The sequence below is a fragment of the Acidovorax soli genome, assembly GCF_014207955.1.
Lineage (GTDB): Bacteria > Pseudomonadota > Gammaproteobacteria > Burkholderiales > Burkholderiaceae_C > Acidovorax > Acidovorax soli_A.
Map to the genome: position 1 here is coordinate 257,164 of NZ_JACHLK010000002.1, position 19,162 is coordinate 276,325.

Consider the following 19,162-nt stretch of genomic DNA (forward strand, 5'->3'; position numbering starts at 1 on the left):
TCTGCTGATCCTGCACCTCTGGCGCGTCAGCTTCCCGCAAGCCCGTCATGAATAATTATGAATTCAGAAATGCACCCCCGCAGGGGGCGCAGACGAGATGCTGGAGACAAACCATGACAACACGCTACGCAGATTTCTACCGCCAATCCATCGACCAGCCTGAGGCCTTCTGGGCCGAGCAGGCCCGGCTCATCGACTGGCAGACGCCGCCTGCCCAGATCTGCGACTACAGCAATCCACCATTTGCCCGCTGGTACGCGGGCGGCACCACCAACCTGTGCCACAACGCGGTGGACCGGCATTTGGCCGACCGTGCCGACCAGCCGGCCCTGGTGGCCATCTCCACCGAGACGGACAGCGAGCGCAGCTACAGCTTTGCCGAGCTGCATGCCGAGGTGCAGCGCATGGCGGCCGTGCTGCTGGCCTTGGGTGTGACAAAGGGCGACCGGGTGCTGATCTACATGCCCATGGTGGCCGAGGCGGCGTTTGCCATGCTGGCCTGCACGCGCATCGGGGCGCTGCATTCGGTGGTGTTCGGCGGCTTTGCCTCGGGCTCGCTGGCCTCGCGCATCGAGGATGCCGAGCCCGTGGCCGTGGTCAGCGCCGATGCCGGATCGCGCGGCGGCAAGGTCGTGCCCTACAAGCCGCTGCTCGACGAGGCCATCGCCCAGTCGCGCCACAAGCCCCAGGCCGTGCTCATGGTCAACCGCGGCATGGCGCCCATGCCATTGCACCCGGGCCGTGACCACGACTGGGCCGCCCTGCGTGCCCAGCACCTCGATGCCACCGTGCCCTGCGAGTGGGTGGACGCCACCCACCCCAGCTACACGCTCTATACCAGCGGCACCACGGGCAAGCCCAAGGGCGTGCAGCGCGACACCGGTGGCTACGCCGTGGCGCTGGCGGCCAGCATGCAGCACATCTTCGACGCCAAGCCGGGCGACACCTACTTTGCCACCAGCGACATCGGCTGGGTGGTGGGGCACAGCTACATCGTCTACGGCCCGCTGATCGCGGGCATGACCACCATCATGTACGAGGGCTTGCCCATCCGCCCTGATGCGGGCGTGTGGTGGAGCATCGTCGAGAAGTACCGCGTGACGCACATGTTCTCGGCCCCCACCGCCGTGCGTGTGCTCAAGAAGCAGGATGCGAGCTGGCTGCGCAAGTACGACGTATCGAGCCTCAAGGCCTTGTGGCTGGCCGGCGAGCCGCTGGACGAGCCCACGGCGCAGTGGATCAGCGATGCGCTGCAGGTGCCCATCATCGACAACTACTGGCAGACCGAGACCGGCTGGCCCATCCTCACGCTGGCCAATGGCGTGGAGCCGCAGACCACGCGCTTTGGCAGCCCCGGCAAGGCCATGTACGGCTATGCCGTCAAGCTGATCGACGAATCCACGGGTGAGGAGCTCACCGGCGCCCACCAGAAGGGCGTGGTCGCCATCGAAGGACCGCTGCCGCCGGGCTGCATGCAGACGGTATGGCGCGATGACCAGCGCTTCGTCAACACCTACTGGAAGAGCATCCCGGGCAAGCTGATCTACAGCACCTTCGACTGGGGCATCCGCGATGCCGACGGCTACCACTTCATCCTGGGCCGCACGGACGATGTGATCAACGTGGCCGGCCACCGCCTGGGCACGCGCGAGATCGAGGAGAGCATTGCCTCGCACCCCAACATCGCCGAGGTGGCCGTGGTGGGCGTGGCCGACGCGCTCAAGGGCCAGGTGGCCATGGCTTTTGCCGTGGCGCGCGATGCCAGCGGGCTCGGTGACCCGGCGGCACGCCTCAAGCTCGAGGGCGAGGTCATGCAGCGCGTGGACCAGCAGCTCGGCGCCGTGGCCCGGCCCTCACGCGTGCACTTTGTGACCGTGCTGCCCAAGACGCGCAGCGGCAAGCTGCTGCGCCGTGCCCTGCAGGCCGTGGCCGAGCGGCGCGACCCGGGCGACCTGACCACCATGGAAGACCCGGCCGCGCTGCAGCAGGTGCGCGAGCTCGTCGGGCAGGGCGGTTGAAGTTCTCTGCCTCTCAGGGCTTCGCCTGGATCTTGCCCCCCGCAGCGCGAACGCGGGCCTCGATGAGGGCTTGCATCTCGGGCGGCAGATCGGCCACTGGCAGGGTGCTGAACTGGGCCGGAGAGAACAGCAGCAGCCAGACGCGTTCGAACTGCCAGACCTCCTTGACGCTGCTCCAGGGCAGCGTGGCCAGGCCGGCTTCCGACTGCAGCGTGAAACCGTTCTCGTCGGCCCGCAAGGCGGCCCGCGCCATACCGCCCATGGCGCGCAGCTTGGCCATGGCGTTGCGGTAGTGCACGGCATAGACCATCACGCCCACCAGCACGCTGATGGCGACGGCCGTGCCGACCACGCCGACCTGCCAGGAGCGGTCGCCCTGCGCGAGCAGCACGCCCAGCCACAGCAGCATGGCCCCGGTCACGAGCACCGTGCGCAGCCCCACCGAACGGCGCCAGAAACGAAGGACGGCATGGCGCACCAGATCGGGCGTGTAGTGCAGGGTGGTTTCCAGGGGCATGGGATCGCAGCGGGGGGGCGGACAAAAGGCTGCAGTGTGCCACCGCTTGCAGCGGTGCTCAGTGCGGCCGTGAACGCTGCCAGCCTGCCGGCGTCTGCCACTGGGCCGCCCATTCCACGAACTGCTCCAGGGCCATGGGCCGGGCAATGCAGTAGCCCTGGGCCTGGGCGCAGCCCAGCTGCTGCAGCATCTGGCCCTGCTCGATGGTTTCCACGCCCTCGGCGATCACGCGGTAGCCGAAGGAGCGCGCCAGGCCGATCACGCCCTGCACGATGGCCAGGTCACCCGGGTCGCCCATCATGCCGTGCACGAAGCTCTGGTCGATCTTGAGCGTGTCCATGGGCAGGCGCCTCAGGTAGGTCAGCGACGAGTAGCCGGTGCCGAAGTCGTCGAGCGACACGCTCACTCCCAGTTCGCGCAGCCGCGTCAGCGTCGCCGCCACCGCACTGATGTCGTAGAGCGCGGCGCTTTCGGTGATCTCGATCTCGACCTGGCGCGCATCGAGGTCGGGGCGCTCGGCCAGCATCCGGGCCATCCAGTCGGCAAAGCCCGGGTGCTGCAGGTGCAGGGCCGAGATGTTGATGCTCAGCGGCAGGGCCAGGCCATGGCCGTTCAGTTGCCTGAGCAGGTCCAGCGCCGCCCCCACCACCCACTGGCCGAAGCCGATCTCCAGTTCGGTGCCCTCCAGCAGCGGCAAAAAGGCGCCCGGCGGCAACAGGCCGCGCTCGGGGTGCTGCCAGCGGGACAGGGCCTCGGCGCCCACGACCGCGCCGCTGCGCATGTCGACCTTGGGCTGCAGGTGCAGGATGAACTGGGCGCCCGCAATGGCCTCCTGCAGGTGCTTGCCCTGCTCGCGCTGCGCCACCAGGGCCCGCTCCTGTGCGGCATCGAACTGGTGGAAGCGGTTGCGGCCGGCCTGCTTGGCCGCGTACATGGCCTGGTCGGCATGGCGCAGCAGGGTGTCGGCATCGGCCTCGTCCAGCGGGAACACGGTGTAGCCGATGCTGGCGGTGACGACCACGCGCTCGGTATCGAGCGCGTAGGGGGCGGAGATGTTCTCCATCACCCGCGAGAGCATGCGTTCGCATTCGGCGGTGTCGGCCAGGTCGGGCAGCAGCATCACGAACTCGTCGCCGCCCAGTCGGGCCACGCTGTCACCGGGGCGCAGGGCGCGCGTCAGGCGGCCCGCCACCATCACCAGCAGGCGGTCGCCCGCGCCATGGCCCAGGCGGTCGTTCACGGGCTTGAAGCCATCGAGGTCCAGGTAGCCGACGCCGAGCTGGGTGCCGCGCTCGCGCGCCTGGTCCAGGCATTCCTGCAGCCGGCGCGCCAGCAGCACCCGGTTGGGCAGGCCGGTCAGGGCGTCGAAGTGCGCCAGCTTCTGCAGCAGCACCTCCTGCTCGCGCTGGGGCGTCACATCGAGCGCCACGCCCAGCATGCGCTGCGGCTGGCCGCCCGCACCAAAGCTCACGATCTTGCCCAGGTTGCGCACCCAGCGCGTGCCCTCGTGCGGGGCGGGCACCTTCCAGGTCGCGTCGAACGGCGTGGCCGGCCGTGCCGCATGGCGCGCCACTTCGGCCGTGATGCGGTCGATGTCGTCTGCCGCCACCGCGCTGGTCCACTGCATCGAGGTCTGGGCGATCGGGCCGGGGTTCTTGCCCTGCATGGCGGCCCAGCGGCTGTCGCCGGTGATGGTGCCGCGCTCCAGGTCCCAGTCCCACAGGCCCAGCGAGGCGGCAGAGATGGTCAGCGACAGCAGCTCCTCGCGCTCGCGGACCTGCTCTTCCTGGCGCTTGCGGTCGGTGATGTCGTGCACCGAGAACAGCCAGCAGGGCTCGCCATCGAAATCGATGGGGCGCATGGACTGCAGCACGGTCAGCCGGTTGCCCGGGCGCGCATTGAGCGTCACTTCGTGGCTGGTCTGGGGGTCTCCGCGCTCGAAGGCTTGTATCAGCTGCTGGCGCTCTTCCGGGGTGAAGATGCCCAGTTGCACGGCAGTGCGGCCCACGGCCTCGCTGCGCGGTATGCCCAGCAAGGCTTCCCAGGCCGGGTTCACGTCCAGGTACTGGCCATCGCTGCGGCGCGACAGCCCCATGGGGAAGGGCATGAGCTGGAAGATGCGCGAGAAGCGCTCTTCGGACTGGCGCAGGCGCTCGGTGGCGCGCTTGGCCGCGTCGATGTCCTGCATGACCCCGCGCACGCGCGTCACGCGGCCGTTCTCGATGACGGGCTCGCCCCGGGCGCGCACCCACAGCAGGTGGCCATCGGCGTGGATCACCTCCAGCTCCAGGCTCCATTCGGCGCGATCGAGGATGCTCGCGCGGAAATGGTTGCGCAGCGTCTCGCGGTAGGCGGGCGCCACCATGCGGTCGATGTAGTCGGTCGGCAGGGGAGAGCCGGGCGGCATGCCGTGGATGTCGAAGCACACGTCCGACCAGTAGACCAGGCCCTTGCCGCGCACGTCTTCCCAGGCGCCCAGGCGCGCCAGCCGGCCCGCCTGCTGCAGCAGGCTGTTGAGGGCGCGCAACTCGTCGCTGGTGCGTTGGGCCTCGGACATGTCGTGAAAAACGAAGACGAAACAGTTTTCGCCATCCACAAGCACGGACCGTGCCGACATCAGCCCCGGGATGCGCACGCCACGCCGCTGGGCCACCAGGGGCAGGCGGTCCACCTTGCCGTGGCGCTGGTAGGCGTCCAGCAGGCGCTTGCGCTCCCCATCGGTGGCCCAGATGGTGAGTTCGGTCGAGGTGCGGCCCACCACCTGGTCGCGCGGCAGCCCGAACATCTCGCAGAACGCCGGGTTCACATCGAGATAGCGGCCGTCCGAGACGCGGCTGATGCCCGCCGGGTCGGGCAGCGTCTGGTAGAACGAGGTGTACTTGGCCTCGGAGTCGCGCAGTGCCTGCTGGGTCTCGCGGTGGGCGGAGATGTCCACGTCCATGCCGATCAGGCGCAAGGGCTTGCCCGCGGCATCGCGCAAGGACACCATGCCGCGCGACATCAGCCAGCGCCAGCGGCCGGAGGTATCGCGCACACGGAACTCGGCTTCGTAGGTGTCTTCGAGCCCATCCATGGCGCGCGCGAGCTTGGCGGCATTGCGCTCCCGGTCCACCGGGTGGCGCAGGTCGTACCAGCGCTGCCACAGGTCCGGTGCCTGCAGCGCCTCGTCGCCCAGGCCGAACTGCGCGTAGAAGCTGCCTTCGCAGCGGAACTTGCGCGTGTCCACATCCCATTCCCAGCGCCCGCCGTTCAGGGAGTCGAGCGCCATGCGCAACTGTTGCTCGCGCTGGCCCAGGGCCCGGTGGGTCGACTCCTCGGCGTCCATCGACTGGGCCTTGCTGATCAGCAGCAGGCGGCAGCTTCCCAGCACCAGGATGCCGGTACCATGCTGCCAGGGCAGGTTTTCCCACCAGCTCGCCAGCGTGGGGCCCTCCGCCTGCGCGCCCGCTGCCGTGAGCAGCAGGCCGCTGACCACTGGCAGGCTCAGCGCCAGGCCCAGCATTTCCGGCCAGCTGCGTTGGCCCCGGTGGAGGGCCACCTGCCGCCACAGGGCCCCGCAGGCCCAGGCGCCGGCCAGTACCAGCGCCCCTGCGGGTGAGGGCGCGCCCTGGATCCAGGTGGCCACCAGAAAGGAAAGTCCGGCACACAGGGCGGTGGCGCGCACGCCAAAGCACAGGGCCACGAAGGCGGTGGCCGTGGGGTAGGCCACCAGGCCGGTGCCGCTGGGCTGGAGGTTGAGCACGGCCAGCATGGCAGCCGACACCAGGCCCCCCGCCAGGCCGGCCAGCCACTCGGTGCGCCGGGAGGGCGCCAGCACCTCCCGGGGCGGCAACAGGGCCAGGCCCAGGACGGTCAGCAGCAGCAACAGGCTGCCGGCGAGCAGGGTGTTATGCGCCATGGTGGCCGTGGCCGGCCCCCTGCGCCGGGGCGTTCAGCCAGGGCCCTGCGGCAAAGCATGTCAGCAGATGAAAAACCGGCGCAGGAACCATGCACCGAGTTTAGGGCCGTTCCGCAGCCCCCCAGGCCGGTGCACGCGTCCTGACAAGCCCGGTTGACAACAGCGTGCCGGTGACGATGACCGCGGCGCAGCCCAGCATCCACAGGGTGATGCGTTCCTGCAGGAACAGGGCGCCGTAGAGCACCGCGAACACCGGGGTGAGAAAGGTCACGGCCAGCGCCCGGCTCGGGCCCGCGTGGGCGATGAGGCGAAAGTACAGGATGTAGGCGATGCCCGTGCACAGCACCGCCATGGCCACGATGGCCGCCCAGGCGCGCGGGCCCGGCATCTGCGCCGGCCACAGCCAAAGGGTGGGCAGCGCCAGCCCGAGGGCGGCGCCCAGCTGGCTGCCCGTGGCGGTGGCCAGCGGCGGGATGCCCGCCAGATGGGTGCGCGCGAAGCTGGCCGCCAGGCCATAGAACGCCGACGCCAGCAGGCAGGCGCCGATGGCCCAGTGCGCCTGGTCGGTCTTGAAGCCCGTGCCGGCCGGGGCCCGCCAGGCCAGCAAGGCCACCCCCAGGAAGCCCAGCGCCAGGCCCAGCCAGCGCAGGCGTCCGATGCGGTCGCCCAGCCACACCCAGGCGATCAGTGCGCCGAACAGGGGTACGGTGGCGTTGAGGATGGAGCTCAGGCCTGTGGCGATGTGCAGCACGGCCCAGGAAAACAGCGCGAACGGAATCGCCGAATTGATGATGCCGGCCAGCATGATGGGCCGCCAGTGCTGGCGCAGCGCGGGCCAGTGGCCCTGGCGCAGCAGGATGGGCCAGAGGAACAGTGTTGCCAGGGTCACGCGCAGCCCGGCCGTGGGCAGGGGCCCGAATTCCGAGGCGCCCATGCGCATGAACAGGAAGGAGGCGCCCCAGAGCGAGGCCAGCAGCACAAACTCGCCGATCCAGGCGGAGACGGGGCGGGTGGCGGAATCGCTCATGCCGCCAGCAGGTCCAGCGTGCGCGGGCGCGCGCCCTCGATGGCCAGCAGGGCGCCCTTGCGCTCCAGGCCGCCGGCATAGCCGGTGAGGCTGCCGTCGGCGCCCAGCACGCGGTGGCAGGGCACGACCACGCTGATCGGGTTGCGTCCCACGGCCGCGCCCACGGCACGCACCGCGCGCGGGCGGCCCAGGCCGCGGCTGAGGTCGCCATAGGTGGAGGTGGCGCCGCAGCCAATGGCCAGCAGCGCGCGCCAGACCTCCTGCTGGAAGCTGGTGCCGCCCGACAGGTCCAGCGGCAGGTCGAACGCGCGGCGTTCGCTGCGCAGGAACTGCTGCAGCTGGCCCGCGGCCTCCTGCATCAGGGCATGGCCGCTTACCTCGGGCCAGGCCCCGGGGCCGTCGAGCAGGGGCGTGGGCTGGTGCCGTTGGCCATCGAACCACAGGCCGACCAGGCCCTGGGGAGAAGCCGCCAGGCGCACGGCGCCCAGCGGGGAGTCGGCGCGCGATTGCACCGTGGCGGGATGGAATTGCATGGAAGCGGAGGTTCTTTCTATATGTAGGTGCTGTAGGTGCAGATGGGCCGCGGCCATGTCAGGCGGGGGATGCCTGCCGGGCTGCCGTTGCGGGCAGGGGCAGTTCCGCCCAGGCGCGCAGCACGGCATAGCTGCGCCAGGGGCGCCAGGCGGCCGAGGCCTCGGTGGCGGCGCGGGCCGGGTGCTTCTGGCCCTGCACGCCCAGGGCCTTGTGCAGCGCCACGTCGCCGGCCGGGAAGGCGTCGGGCCAGCGCAGCACGCGCATGGCGATGTATTGCGCCGTCCAGTCGCCGATGCCGGGCAGGGCGCACAGGGCGGTGGTGGTCGCGGCCACATCGGCGCCCGCATGCAGGGCCAGGGCGCCGCTGTCCACCGCGCGCGCCAGCGCCACGATGGCCGCCTGGCGCTGGCGCACGATGCCCATCTGGCCCAGGGTGTCGCCCTCGGCCCGGGCCAGTACGGCGGGCGGGGGGAACAGGCGGCTGAGCTCAGGCCAGGGCGTCTCGATGGGCTCGCCCAGGCGCTCCACCAGGCGCTGGCCCAGGGTGCGGGCGGCGGCCACGGTGATCTGCTGGCCCAGCACGGCCCGCACGGCCAGCTCGAAGCCGTCGAAGGCGCCAGGCACGCGCAGGCCGTCGCCTTCGGGAAAGCGCTGGTGCAGCACGGCATTGATGGCGCCCGGGTCGGCATCCAGGTCCAGCATGGCGCGCACCCGCGCGATCACCACGGGCAGCACCGGGTACAGGCTGTCGCTGGTCTGCAGCAGCACCTGGTGGCGGGTGGTGTCGAAGCGCGCGCTGAGCCAGCCGGTCACTTCCATGGCTCCCGTCACGGCGGGCGACAGGCGCACCGTGCGCCGCAGGGCGGGGGCGCCATCGCCTTCCTGCTGCACCCATTCCACGCCCAGGAAACGGCGCCGCTCGAAGAAGGCCAGCAGCGCCGGTACATCCAGCGGCGGGCGGTAGGCCAGGCGCAGCGTGCCCGTGCGGGTGGCGCCCTGGGCACTGCCGCTTTTGCGCAGCTGGCTGGGGTTCAGGCCGTAGTGTTCGGCAAAGGCCGCATTGAAGCGGCGCACGCTGCCAAAGCCGCTGGACAGCGCCACCTGGGTGACGGGCAGCGGTGTATCGGTCAGCAACTGCTTGGCCGTGAGCAGGCGCCGGGTCTGCAGGTACTGCAGCGGCGAGACGCCCAGGGCCGCCTCGAAGATGCGGCGCAGGTGCCGGTCGCTCACGCCCAGGCGCTCGGCCAGGCGGGCCACGGTGGCGCCCTGGCCATCGCTCGTGGGGTTGCGGGCCCAGCCCTCGGGCGCATCGAGCAGGCGCACCGCCTCGCGCACCAGGATGTCCGAGGCGTCCTGCGTCGACCAGGCCAGGGACTGGGGGGCCATCTCGGGCCGGCAGCGCAGGCAGGGGCGAAAACCCGCACTCTCGGCCTGGGCCGCCATGGCGAAGAAGCGGCAGTTCTCGCGCCGCGGCGTGCGCACCGAGCACACGGGCCGGCAGTAGATGCCGGTGGAGGTCACCCCCGTGAAGAAGCGCCCATCGAAGCGGGCATCACGGGTCTGCAGGGCCAGGTAGCGGCCTTCGTCATCCGCCACCGTATCGGTGGTGATGGTGGGCTGGCCGGGAGAGGGCAGGGGGCTGGGCATGGAGGGAATGATAGGTCGCGCCTGCATCCGGGCTGGCCGTTTTCGGACATATGCCCCTGCCAACGTGGTTACGATCCTTGCCTGGAGCTGCAGGGGGCGCCCCCTACAATCCAGCGCTCTGTTCCAACGCTCACTGCAAAGGCCCCCCACGTGCAACCCACGCCCGCCATTTTCAAAGCCTATGACATCCGCGGCATCGTGCCGTCGACCCTGAACGAAGAAGTCGCCCTGGGCCTGGGCCGCGCCTTTGGCTCGGCCGCCCGCGCCGAAGGCCAGACCACGGTCGCCGTGGGCCGCGATGGCCGCCTGTCCGGCCCGGCCCTGTCGGCCGCGCTGATCCGGGGGCTGGTGGAAGCAGGCATCGAGGTGATCGACGTGGGCATGGTCACCACGCCCTTGCTGTACTTTGCGGCCAGCACCCTGTGCACCAGCGGCATCCAGGTCACCGGCAGCCACAACCCGCGCGACTACAACGGCTTCAAGATGGTGCTCAATGGCCGCGCCATCTATGGAGAGGAAATCCAGTCCCTGCGCCGCACCATGGAGCAGGAAAGCTGGCAGTTGGCCGCGGGCGGCAGCGTGCGCCATGTGGATGTGCTGCCCGCCTACCGCGACCGGATCGTGGGCGACGTGAAGCTGGCCCGTCCGCTCAAGATCGTGGTCGACTGCGGCAACGGCATAGCCGGTGCCACGGCCCCGGCCATCTTCCGCGCCCTGGGCTGCGAGGTGATCGAACTGTTCTCCGAGGTGGATGGCAATTTCCCCAACCACCATCCCGACCCGAGCAAGCCCGAGAACCTGCGCGACCTGATCGCCGCGCTGCAGGGCAGCGATGCCGAGTTGGGCCTGGCCTTCGACGGCGATGGCGACCGCCTGGGCATCGTCACGCGCGACGGCGTGAATATCTTCCCCGACCGGCAGATGATGCTGTTCGCCCAGGACGTGCTCACGCGCGTGCCCGGCGGCAACATCCTGTTCGACGTGAAGTGCACCCAGCGCCTGGCGCCGGCCATTGCGGCCGCAGGCGGCGTGCCGGTGATGTTCAAGACCGGCCACTCGCTGATCAAGGCGCGCATGAAGGAGCTCGACTCGCCCCTGGGCGGCGAGATGAGCGGCCACATCTTCTTCAAGGAGCGCTGGTACGGCTTCGACGACGGCACTTACGCGGGCTGCCGCCTGCTCGAGATCCTGAGCCGCCATGCCGACCCGAGCGCCGTGCTCAACGCATTGCCCACGAGCTTTTCGACGCCCGAGCTCAATGTCGCCTGTGCCGAGGGCGAGCCGCACCGCCTCACGGCCGAGCTGCAGGCCCTGGCGGCCGGCAGCTTCAGCGCACCGGCCCAGGTCAACACCATCGACGGGCTGCGCGTGGACTGGCCGGACGGCTTCGGCCTGATCCGCGCGAGCAACACCACGCCGGTGCTGGTGCTGCGCTTCGAGGGGCACACCGAGGAGGCGCTCTCGCGCATCGAGGCCGCCATGCTGGCGCTGCTGCACAAGGTCAAGCCCGATGCGCAGTTGGGCGCGGCCGCCCACTGAGTCCGGGGCCTCTCCCCCTCCTTTTTCGAACGCGCTTTCCTTGACTACTCTCTTGTCTCCCTTGCTGCGCGTCGCCGCGGCGCAATCGATTTCCGTGCCTGGCCAGGTGCAGGCCAATGTGCAGTCGCACCTGTCCATGGTGCGCGAAGCAGCCCGGCACGGTGTGCAGCTGCTGGTGTTTCCCGAGCTTTCGCTCACCGGCTATGAGCCCGCGCTGGTCGCGGACCTGGTGCTTGGCGCCGACGATGCCGTGCTCGCGCCCCTGCGCGAAGCGGCCCGCGCCACCGGCATGGCACTGGTGGTGGGCGCCCCTGCGGCCCCGGTCACGCCGGGCGGCAAGCCCGCCATCGGCGCCTGGGTGTTCGAGGCCGATGGCAGCGCCGCCCTGTACCGCAAGCGCTACCTGCACCCCGGCGAGGAGCAGTTCGCCAGTGCCGGCAGCGAAGACTTCCATGTGCGCCCGCTCGCGGGCCAGCCCACGGCGCTGGCCGTGTGCGCCGACACCACGCACCCGGAGCACGCCCGGGCGGCTCTCGACGGCGGTGCCTTGCTGTATGCCTGCGGCTCGGTGATCTCCGAAGGCGGCTACGCCAAGGACTCCGGCCAGCTGCAGGGCTATGCCGCAGACCTCGGGCTGGCCGTGCTGATGGCCAACCATGGCGCCTCCACGGGCGGGTACACCTGTGCGGGCCGCAGCGCTTTCTGGGCGCCTGGCGGCGAGCAGGTGGTTGCCGCCCCTGGCGTGGGAGCCTGCCTGGTCATGGCGTCCCGCGAGGGCGGTGCATGGCAAGGCCGTGTGGTCGAAATCGCCGCGCCATGAGGCAACCCGCATGACCACCGCGCGCGCTCTCTATTCCATGGTCACCTGGGCGGCCCAGCCGCTGCTGCGCCGCAAGCTGCGCCGCCGCGCCGCCGCCGAGCCCGGCTATGCCGTTGCGGTGGGCGAGCGCTTTGGCCGCTACCCGCAGCCCATCGACAGCCTGGTGCTGCACAGCAGCACCGATCCGCTGGGCCAGTTCGTCTGGATCCATGCGGTGTCGCTGGGCGAGACCCGCGCTGCCGCCATCCTGCTGGCCGAGCTGCGTGCGCAACTGCCCGGCATGCGCCTGCTGCTCACGCATGGCACGGCCACGGGCCGGGCCGAGGGAGAAAAGCTGCTGCAGGCCGGTGATGTGCAGGTCTGGCTGCCCTGGGACACGCAGGGTGCCGTGCTGCGCTTCCTGCGCCAGTTCCGCCCGGCCATTGGCATCCTGATGGAGACCGAGGTCTGGCCCAACCTGGTGGCCGCCTGCCGCCGGCGCGGTGTGCCGCTGGTGCTGGCCAATGCCCGTTTCAACGAACACTCGCTGCGCAAGGCGCGGCGGGTGTCGCCGCTGGCGCGCCCGGCCTATGGGGCTCTCGCGGCCGTGTACGCCCAGACCGAGGACGATGCCGATCGCCTGCACGCCATCGGCGCGCAGGTGCACGGCGTGTTCGGCAACCTCAAGTTCGACGTGGTGCCCGACGTGGCCCAGCTCGAGCTCGGGCGTGCCTGGCGCGTACAGGCGCTGCGCCCCGTGGCCATGCTGGCCAGCAGCCGTGAAGGCGAAGAGGCGCTGTGGCTGGACGCGATCCGCGCCTGGAGCACCTCGCGCACCGATGCGGCGCAGCCCGTGCAGTGGTTGATCGTGCCGCGGCATCCACAGCGCTTCGACGCGGTGCAGCAGCTGCTCGAGGCCGCCGGCCTCACGGTGTCGCGTCGCAGCACCTGGAGCCTGCTGCCCGAGCCGGCCGATGTGTGGCTGGGTGACTCGCTGGGCGAGATGGCCCTGTACTACGGCATGGCCGATGTGGCGCTGCTGGGCGGCAGCTTCGCGCCGCTGGGCGGGCAGAACCTCATCGAGGCAGCAGCCTGCGGCTGCCCCGTGGTGCTGGGCCCGCACACCTTCAATTTTGCCGAGGCCGCCGAACTGGCCTGCGCCGCCGGTGCGGCGCAGCGCGTGCCCGACCTCACGGCCGGCGTCGCGCAGGCCGTGCAGCTGGTGCGCGACCCGGCACAGCAGGCGGCCGCTAGCGAGCGCGCGACCCGCTTTGCGCGCCAGCACCGGGGCGCCGCCCGCGCCACCGTGCGTGAACTGCTGCAATTGGTGCGCCGGCGCACGGTGGGACGCTTCGAAGACTCTGATGTTTGAAGTGAACACCCCCTGAGGCGCTTCGCGCCTTCCCCCTCTCTCTCCTCGCTACGCGAGTCGGGAGGGGGACGCCCCCAGCGCATGCGCTGGATACGCCGCCTTCGCGGCGGGGCGGCCCTTGCGCGGGGGCACTGGCTTGGGCCGCGCCAGTTTCATGCGTCGCGGGTGGCGCTTTGCGCAATGAATAGCTGATACGACTCCGCCTTCAACCGTCGAACGTCGTGGTCCGCCTTGCCGTGCTACAGCACTGTCTAGGGCTTCTCGCATGGTTGTACGGTCGAACGCAAATCCGTATGAGCTGCTGTGAGCGGCTGACCCGATGTCCCTGACCGGGGCCTTCAGCATTTCTTCAGCCAGGCTTCACCTTGCGCGAAGCCTGGCTTCCTATCGTGCCGGGAGACCGCAGCAAAGGGCTGCGGTCGACTCCAACCAGGTACGACATGAATCTTCAGAATTTGCATTCCCGGCCCTCGGCGCAGGCTGGCACCCCAGGGCGCCGCCGGGTCTGGTGGCTGGGCCTTGGCATCGGCACCGCCGCGGCACTGGCCGCGTGTGGCGGTGGTGGTGGGACGGAGGGCGGCAGTGCCGGCGGCGGCTACAAGGCCGAGATCCGCCGCACCGCCCATGGCATTCCCCACATCGAGGCCGAGGACGAAAAAGGCATCGGCTACGGGGTGGGATATGCCTATGCCCAGGACAATTTCTGCCTGCTGGCGGAGCACTTCGTCACCGTGCGGGGCGAGCGTTCGCGCTATTTTGGCGCGGGGGACGCGCCCGAAGCGGGGCAGGGCACGCTGGCCTCCAACCTCACCTCCGACCTGTTCTACCGCTACCACAACGATGAGGCCCAGTTGCGGGCCGCATGGAGTGCCTACAGCGCACCGGTCAAGTCGCTGTTCAAGGGCTTTGCCGCGGGCTACAACCGCTACCTGCGCGAAACCGGGGCCGCAGGCCTGCCGGCGGATTGCAAGGGCCAGGCCTGGGTGCGGGCGGTGGACGACACCGACCTGGTGCGCCTGATGCGCGACTATGGGGCCATGAACGGCATCGCCGACATGGCGCCCTTCCTCGCCCAGGCCGCGCCACCCGGACGCGGCAGCCAGGCCGCGCAGGCCTCCAGGCATGCCCCGTCACTGCAGTCCCTGCTGCGCAAGCCCGTCACGGGCAGCAATGCCATGGCGTTGGGCAGCGACGCCACCGACAACGGGCGCGGCCTGCTGCTGGGCAACCCCCATCTCCCCTGGAACGGCGTGATGCGCATGTACCAGCTGCACCTGCGCATTCCCGGCCGCATGGATGTGATGGGCGCAAGCCTGCCCGGCCTGCCGATGGTGGGAATCGGCTTCACCCGCGATTTCGCCTGGACGCACACCACCAACACGGCGGCGCGCATCGCCTTCCACCAGTTGCAGCTGGACCCGGCCGACCCCACCCGCTACGTGGTGGATGGCCGCAGCAAGCCCATGGAGCGCAAGGCCTTGCGGGTGGAGGTGCTGCAGCCCGACGGGCGCATTGCGGTGCATGAGCACACCTACTACGCCACCGACTTCGGCACGGTCATTGCCCACCCGCAACTGCCCTGGGACAGCCGCCATGCCTATGCCGTGCGCGATGCCAACACCGACAACCACCGCCTGGCGGACCAGTGGCTGGCCATGAACCAGGCTGGCTCGCTCGCCGAGATGAAGGAGGCGGTGCTGCGCATCGTGGGCAACCCCTGGAACAACACGCTGGCGGTGGATGCCGCGGGGCGCGCCCTGTTCATGAGCGCAACGCCCACGCCCAATGTCTCTGCGCAACTGCTGCAGGACTGCCGCCCGGCCTCCACGGATGAAGCCCTGGCCGAGTTGCCGGCCGCGCTGCTGCGTGGCGACACGGCCCGCTGCCAGTGGGCGAGCGACCCCGCGGCGCCGCAGCCCGGCATCTTCGCCGGCCGCAGCCTGCCCGTGCTGGAGCGGCGCGACTATGTGCACAACGCCAACGACAGTGCCTGGCTGACCAACCCCGCGGCGCCACTCACGGGCTTTTCACCGCTGCTCAGCGTGGCGGACGCACCGCAGGGCTTGCGCACCCGCCAGGGCCTGGCCTGGCTGCAGGCCGCGCTGCAGCCACGCAATGGCCTGCCCACCCGGCGCGTGTCGCAGGACCAGGTGCAGGCCATGGTGCTCGACAACCGCTCTTACCTGGCCGAGCTGGTGCTGGACGACATGCTTTCGCTGTGCCCCGGGGGCAGCCGCATGGGCGCCCCCTCTGCCGAGCTGCGCCAGGCCTGCTCGGCGCTTGCCGCCTGGGACCGGACCGCCGGCCTCGATGCCGGCATCGGCTATGGCTATCTGGAAGACTTTGCGCTGTCGTTCCTGGGGTTGGCGCCCGACGTCTGGCGCGTGGCCTTCGATCCTGCCGATCCGGTGAACACCCCGCGCGGCCTGCGCGTGGAACAGCCCGCGGTGGCCGAGCAGGTCCGCGCGGCGATGGAGGCGGCCGTGCGCAACGTGGCCGCGCGCGGCTGGGCGCCGGGCCAGCGCTGGGGTGACATCCAGGGGGTGACACGGGGCGGGCGCCGCATCCCCGTGCCGGGCGGGGTGGAGGAGCTGGGCATCTACAACGTCGTGGGGAGCCTCGATACCACGGGCAATGGCCAGCGTGAAGCCTTGCTGGGCACGAGCTACCTGCAGGCGGTGGGGTTCACGGCCGAAGGGCCGCGCGCCCGGGCGATCCTGGCCTACTCGCAATCCTCCAACCCGGCTTCCGCCTGGTCTGCCGACCAGACCGAGCGCTTTGCCCGGCGCGAATGGGTCGATCTGCCCTTCACGCGCGCGCAGATCGATGCCCAGCCCGGGGTATCGCGCAGTGTGATCGCGGAGTGAGGGGGCGGCATGCCGGCACCAGGCGGATCAATCGCTGCCCTGGCCTGGCGCCAGGGGCAGGGCCACCTGCACCAGGAGCCCGCCGCCGGCGCCCTCGTGCAGGCTGGCACGGCCGCCATGGCGGGCCGCCACGTTCTGCACGATGGCCAGGCCCAGGCCGCTGCCGCTTTGCACCTGGTCGGGCACGCGAAAGAACCGGTCGAACACGCGCTCGCGCCACTGCACCGCAATGCCGGGGCCCTGGTCGGAGACGCTGAGCAGCACCTCGGTGCCGGTGCGCTCGAGCGCTGCGTGCACGGTTCCGCCGCGCGGGCTGTACTTGATGGCGTTGTCCACTAGGTTGTCGACCAGGGACACCAGGCCTTCGCGGTCGCCGGACACCGTGACCGGCCCTGTGGCCACAAGCTCCAGCTCCACCCCGGCGGCTGCCGCCAGGCCGTCGAACTCCGCCAGGCGGTCCTGCACCAGCGTGTCCAGGCGCAGGGAAGAGGGCATGCCGGCGTCGGCCGTGGCGTCGCTGCGCATGAGCTGCAGCAGCTGCGCCACCATGCGCGTCGCGCGTTCATTGCTGCGCAGCAGGCTGTCCATGAGTTCGCGCTGGCGCGGGTCGGTGGACTGCTGGTGCAGCGCCTCCACGTTGACGCGCATGGCCGCCAGTGGCGTGCGCAGCTCATGGGCCGCGTCGGCGATCAGCGCGCGCTCGCGTTCGGCGCTGTTGCGCACCCGGGAGAGCAGGGTGTTGATGCTGCGCACAAAGGGCTTGAGCTCGGCATGGCGCGGCTGGAACTGCAGGGGGGCCAGATCGCCGGGGCCGCGCGTGGCGATCTCCTCGCTCGCGCGCCGCCAGGGCCGCAGGGCCAGCCGCACCGACCACCAGGCCGGAAACGCCAGGAAGGGCAGGCTCACCAGCAGCGGCAGGATGTAGTAGCCGCGCGAATTGAAGGTGATGAGCAGGCGCGGCAGGTCCGGTATGGCGATCGCCACCTCGGTGTCCGCCGTTGCTGAGCGGCGGGTGCGCATGCGCCAGGTCTTGCCATCGACCTGCACGTCCTCCACCGTGTTGATCTGCCGGTTGCGCACCAGTTGCGCAGCGGGTGGGGAGCGGTAGATGGCCTCGCCCTTGTGCCAGACGAACAGTACCGGCGCGAAACTGCCGTCCTCTTCGCCGTCGCCATACTCGGTGCGCAGGGCCTTGTCGAAGTCGCGCAGCGCCTCGGCCTGGCGGGCCGGGTCATGGGCCAGCTTGTCGGTGATCGACAAGGCCAGGTCGAAGACCGGGTCGCTGTTCAACAGGTCATTGTCGCCATGGGCCGCCAGCAGCAGGGCGCCCACCAGCGTCGTCCACAGCACGAGCATCACCGCGATCTGCGCGAGCAGCAGCCGGCGGCCCAGCGAAGGCTGCAGCCAGCGCCGCAGCCGTGCCAGCGCGCGGCGCATCAGGCTCCCCCTCCGGTGTCGGGCAGCGGCCGGGCATCCACCACGTAGCCAATGCCGCGCACCGTGCGGATGAAGCCCGGCCCGATCTTGCGGCGCAGGTTGGAGACATGCACCTCCAGCGCGTTGCTGCCATTGTCCGGCCCGCCCGGCAGCACCTGCTCTTCCAGCAGGCGGCGCGTCACCACGCGGTCCGCGCGCTTGAGCAGCAGGGCCAGCAGGTCGAACTCGCAGCGTGACAGCTCCACCGGCCGGCCTTCCACACTGGCGCGGCGGGTCGGTTCGTGCAGGGCCAGGCCGCGCAGGCGCAGGGTCTCGTCGTCGAGGCCATAGCTGCGCCGTGCCAGGGCGCGCACGCGCGACAGCAGTTCGGCCAGCGCAAACGGCTTGACGAGGTAGTCGTCCGCCCCATGGTCCAGGCCCTGCAGCCGGTCGTTGAGGCTGTCGCGCGCGCTCAGGATCAGCACCGGCAGGCGCTGGCGGTTGCGGCGCTGGGCCTGCAGCAGCTCCAGCCCGTCGCCATCGGGCAGCCCCAGGTCCAGGATGGCCATGTCGAACAGGCCGCTGGCCAGCTCGCGCCGGGCATCGTCCAGGCGCCGCACCCAGACCACGTCCAGGCCCTGGTCGGCCAGGGCGATGCGTATGCCGTTGCCCAGGTCCAGATCGTCTTCCACCAGCAGCAGTCTCATGGGCCTTCCCTCGTGGCGTGTCGCCTTCCAAAAAGGGCAAGTATCTGCGAGCAGACAGCTCGGCCCTTCAGCTTGTCTTCAGCCAAGCCAAGCCCGCGTTCAGGTGCGCAAAGAACACTGCAGGGGTGCTGGAGCCGCAGCCCGCCCTGCGCGGCAGGGGTTGCCAGCCACTTTTTTCAACGGAACCACCACAGGAAACCTGACATGCAGAAATCATCGATCGCGTCGCTGCTCGTGCCCCTGGCACTGTGCACAGCCATGACCGGCAACGCCCAGGCCGCCGAACCGGCGCCCCATACGGGCCTGTACGTCGGCGGCGCGGCAGGCGTCTCGCGCTACCGGCTGGCCGATCCCGGCGCGCCGGTGGCCAGCAAGGACACTTCCGGCACCGGCCTCAAGCTCTATGGCGGCCTGCGCTTCACCGAGCACTTCGGGATCGAAGCCGGCTATGCGCAACTGGGCCAGTTCAGCGAGCGGGTGCGCCAGGGCGGGGCCGAGGTCGAGCAGCAGGGCAAGGGCCGCGTGTTCTATGCCGCAGCCACCGGACGCATTCCGATCACCGATGCCATAGCGATCAACGCCCGCGCCGGCATTGCCCAGGGGCGGGTATCGGGCCACAACGTCCTGTCGGCCAGTGCCAACCCCATCGGGCGCGAGCGCGGGCTGATGCTGGGCGGCGGCGTGGAGTATGGGCTCTCGCGCAACCTCGCCATCACCGCCGACTACGACCATTTCGGCAAGCTCTCGCGGGCCGCCAAGGGCGGCCTGGTCACGGTCGGGCTGCGCGCCAGCTTCTGACGGCGGGGCTGAACAGGGGGCGA

Annotated in this window: 13 protein-coding genes; 6 read left to right on the forward strand and 7 right to left on the reverse strand. The window is 70.4% G+C overall.

What is annotated here, in order from left to right; translation table 11 throughout:
- Positions 1–113 precede the first annotated feature (113 nt).
- On the forward strand, positions 114–2,018 hold the full coding sequence (locus HNP48_RS05720) for a propionate--CoA ligase (RefSeq protein WP_184855918.1): 1,905 nt from the start codon (positions 114–116) through the stop codon (positions 2,016–2,018).
- Between the two features lie 13 nt (positions 2,019–2,031).
- On the opposite strand, the gene HNP48_RS05725 is transcribed toward HNP48_RS05720, so the two are convergent.
- The 5 genes from HNP48_RS05725 to HNP48_RS05745 all read right to left on the reverse strand — a co-directional run bounded on the left by HNP48_RS05725 (position 2,032) and on the right by HNP48_RS05745 (position 9,641).
- Entirely contained in the window at positions 2,032–2,535 is a 504-nt protein-coding gene (locus HNP48_RS05725; protein ID WP_184855919.1) for a YcxB family protein, read from the reverse strand.
- A gap of 58 nt (positions 2,536–2,593) precedes the next feature.
- Positions 2,594–6,433, reverse strand: a complete 3,840-nt coding sequence (locus HNP48_RS05730; RefSeq protein WP_184855920.1) for an EAL domain-containing protein — start codon at positions 6,431–6,433, stop codon at positions 2,594–2,596.
- A 100-nt stretch (positions 6,434–6,533) separates the two neighbouring features.
- Positions 6,534–7,460 carry a DMT family transporter gene (locus tag HNP48_RS05735; RefSeq protein ID WP_184855921.1) on the reverse strand — a complete coding sequence of 309 codons (927 nt, stop codon included), beginning with the start codon at positions 7,458–7,460 and terminating at the stop codon, positions 6,534–6,536.
- Positions 7,457–7,993, reverse strand: a complete 537-nt coding sequence (locus HNP48_RS05740) for a methylated-DNA--[protein]-cysteine S-methyltransferase (RefSeq protein ID WP_184855922.1) — start codon at positions 7,991–7,993, stop codon at positions 7,457–7,459. The genes HNP48_RS05735 and HNP48_RS05740 overlap by 4 nt, the downstream gene beginning before the upstream one ends.
- Before the next feature lie 58 nt (positions 7,994–8,051).
- The gene (locus tag HNP48_RS05745) at positions 8,052–9,641 is read right to left on the reverse strand and encodes a DNA-3-methyladenine glycosylase 2 family protein (protein WP_184855923.1); all 1,590 of its coding nucleotides are present in this window, start codon (positions 9,639–9,641) and stop codon (positions 8,052–8,054) included.
- 150 nt (positions 9,642–9,791) lie between these two features.
- Here HNP48_RS05745 and HNP48_RS05750 point away from each other — a divergent pair, with 150 nt between their 5' ends.
- The 4 genes from HNP48_RS05750 to HNP48_RS05765 all read left to right on the forward strand — a co-directional run bounded on the left by HNP48_RS05750 (position 9,792) and on the right by HNP48_RS05765 (position 16,218).
- Positions 9,792–11,180, forward strand: coding sequence for a phosphomannomutase/phosphoglucomutase (locus tag HNP48_RS05750; protein WP_184855924.1), 1,389 nt, complete (start codon positions 9,792–9,794; stop codon positions 11,178–11,180).
- A gap of 61 nt (positions 11,181–11,241) precedes the next feature.
- Positions 11,242–12,000 (forward strand): carbon-nitrogen hydrolase family protein, encoded by a 759-nt coding sequence (locus HNP48_RS05755; RefSeq protein WP_260420107.1) that lies wholly within the window; start codon positions 11,242–11,244, stop codon positions 11,998–12,000.
- A 10-nt stretch (positions 12,001–12,010) separates the two neighbouring features.
- Positions 12,011–13,351, forward strand: a complete 1,341-nt coding sequence (locus HNP48_RS05760; RefSeq protein ID WP_184855926.1) for a 3-deoxy-D-manno-octulosonic acid transferase — start codon at positions 12,011–12,013, stop codon at positions 13,349–13,351.
- Between the two features lie 440 nt (positions 13,352–13,791).
- A complete protein-coding gene (locus HNP48_RS05765; protein WP_184855927.1) occupies positions 13,792–16,218 on the forward strand; it encodes a penicillin acylase family protein in 2,427 nt (808 codons plus the stop codon).
- Between the two features lie 27 nt (positions 16,219–16,245).
- On the opposite strand, the gene HNP48_RS05770 is transcribed toward HNP48_RS05765, so the two are convergent.
- Complete coding sequence (locus tag HNP48_RS05770; protein WP_184855928.1) at positions 16,246–17,655, reverse strand: HAMP domain-containing sensor histidine kinase; 1,410 nt, start codon at positions 17,653–17,655, stop codon at positions 16,246–16,248.
- Positions 17,655–18,341, reverse strand: coding sequence for a response regulator (locus HNP48_RS05775; RefSeq protein ID WP_184855929.1), 687 nt, complete (start codon positions 18,339–18,341; stop codon positions 17,655–17,657). The genes HNP48_RS05770 and HNP48_RS05775 overlap by 1 nt, the downstream gene beginning before the upstream one ends.
- A gap of 204 nt (positions 18,342–18,545) precedes the next feature.
- On the opposite strand from HNP48_RS05775, the gene HNP48_RS05780 reads away from it, so the two are divergent.
- On the forward strand, positions 18,546–19,139 hold the full coding sequence (locus HNP48_RS05780) for an outer membrane beta-barrel protein (RefSeq protein WP_184855930.1): 594 nt from the start codon (positions 18,546–18,548) through the stop codon (positions 19,137–19,139).
- The last annotated feature ends 23 nt before the right edge of the window (positions 19,140–19,162 follow it).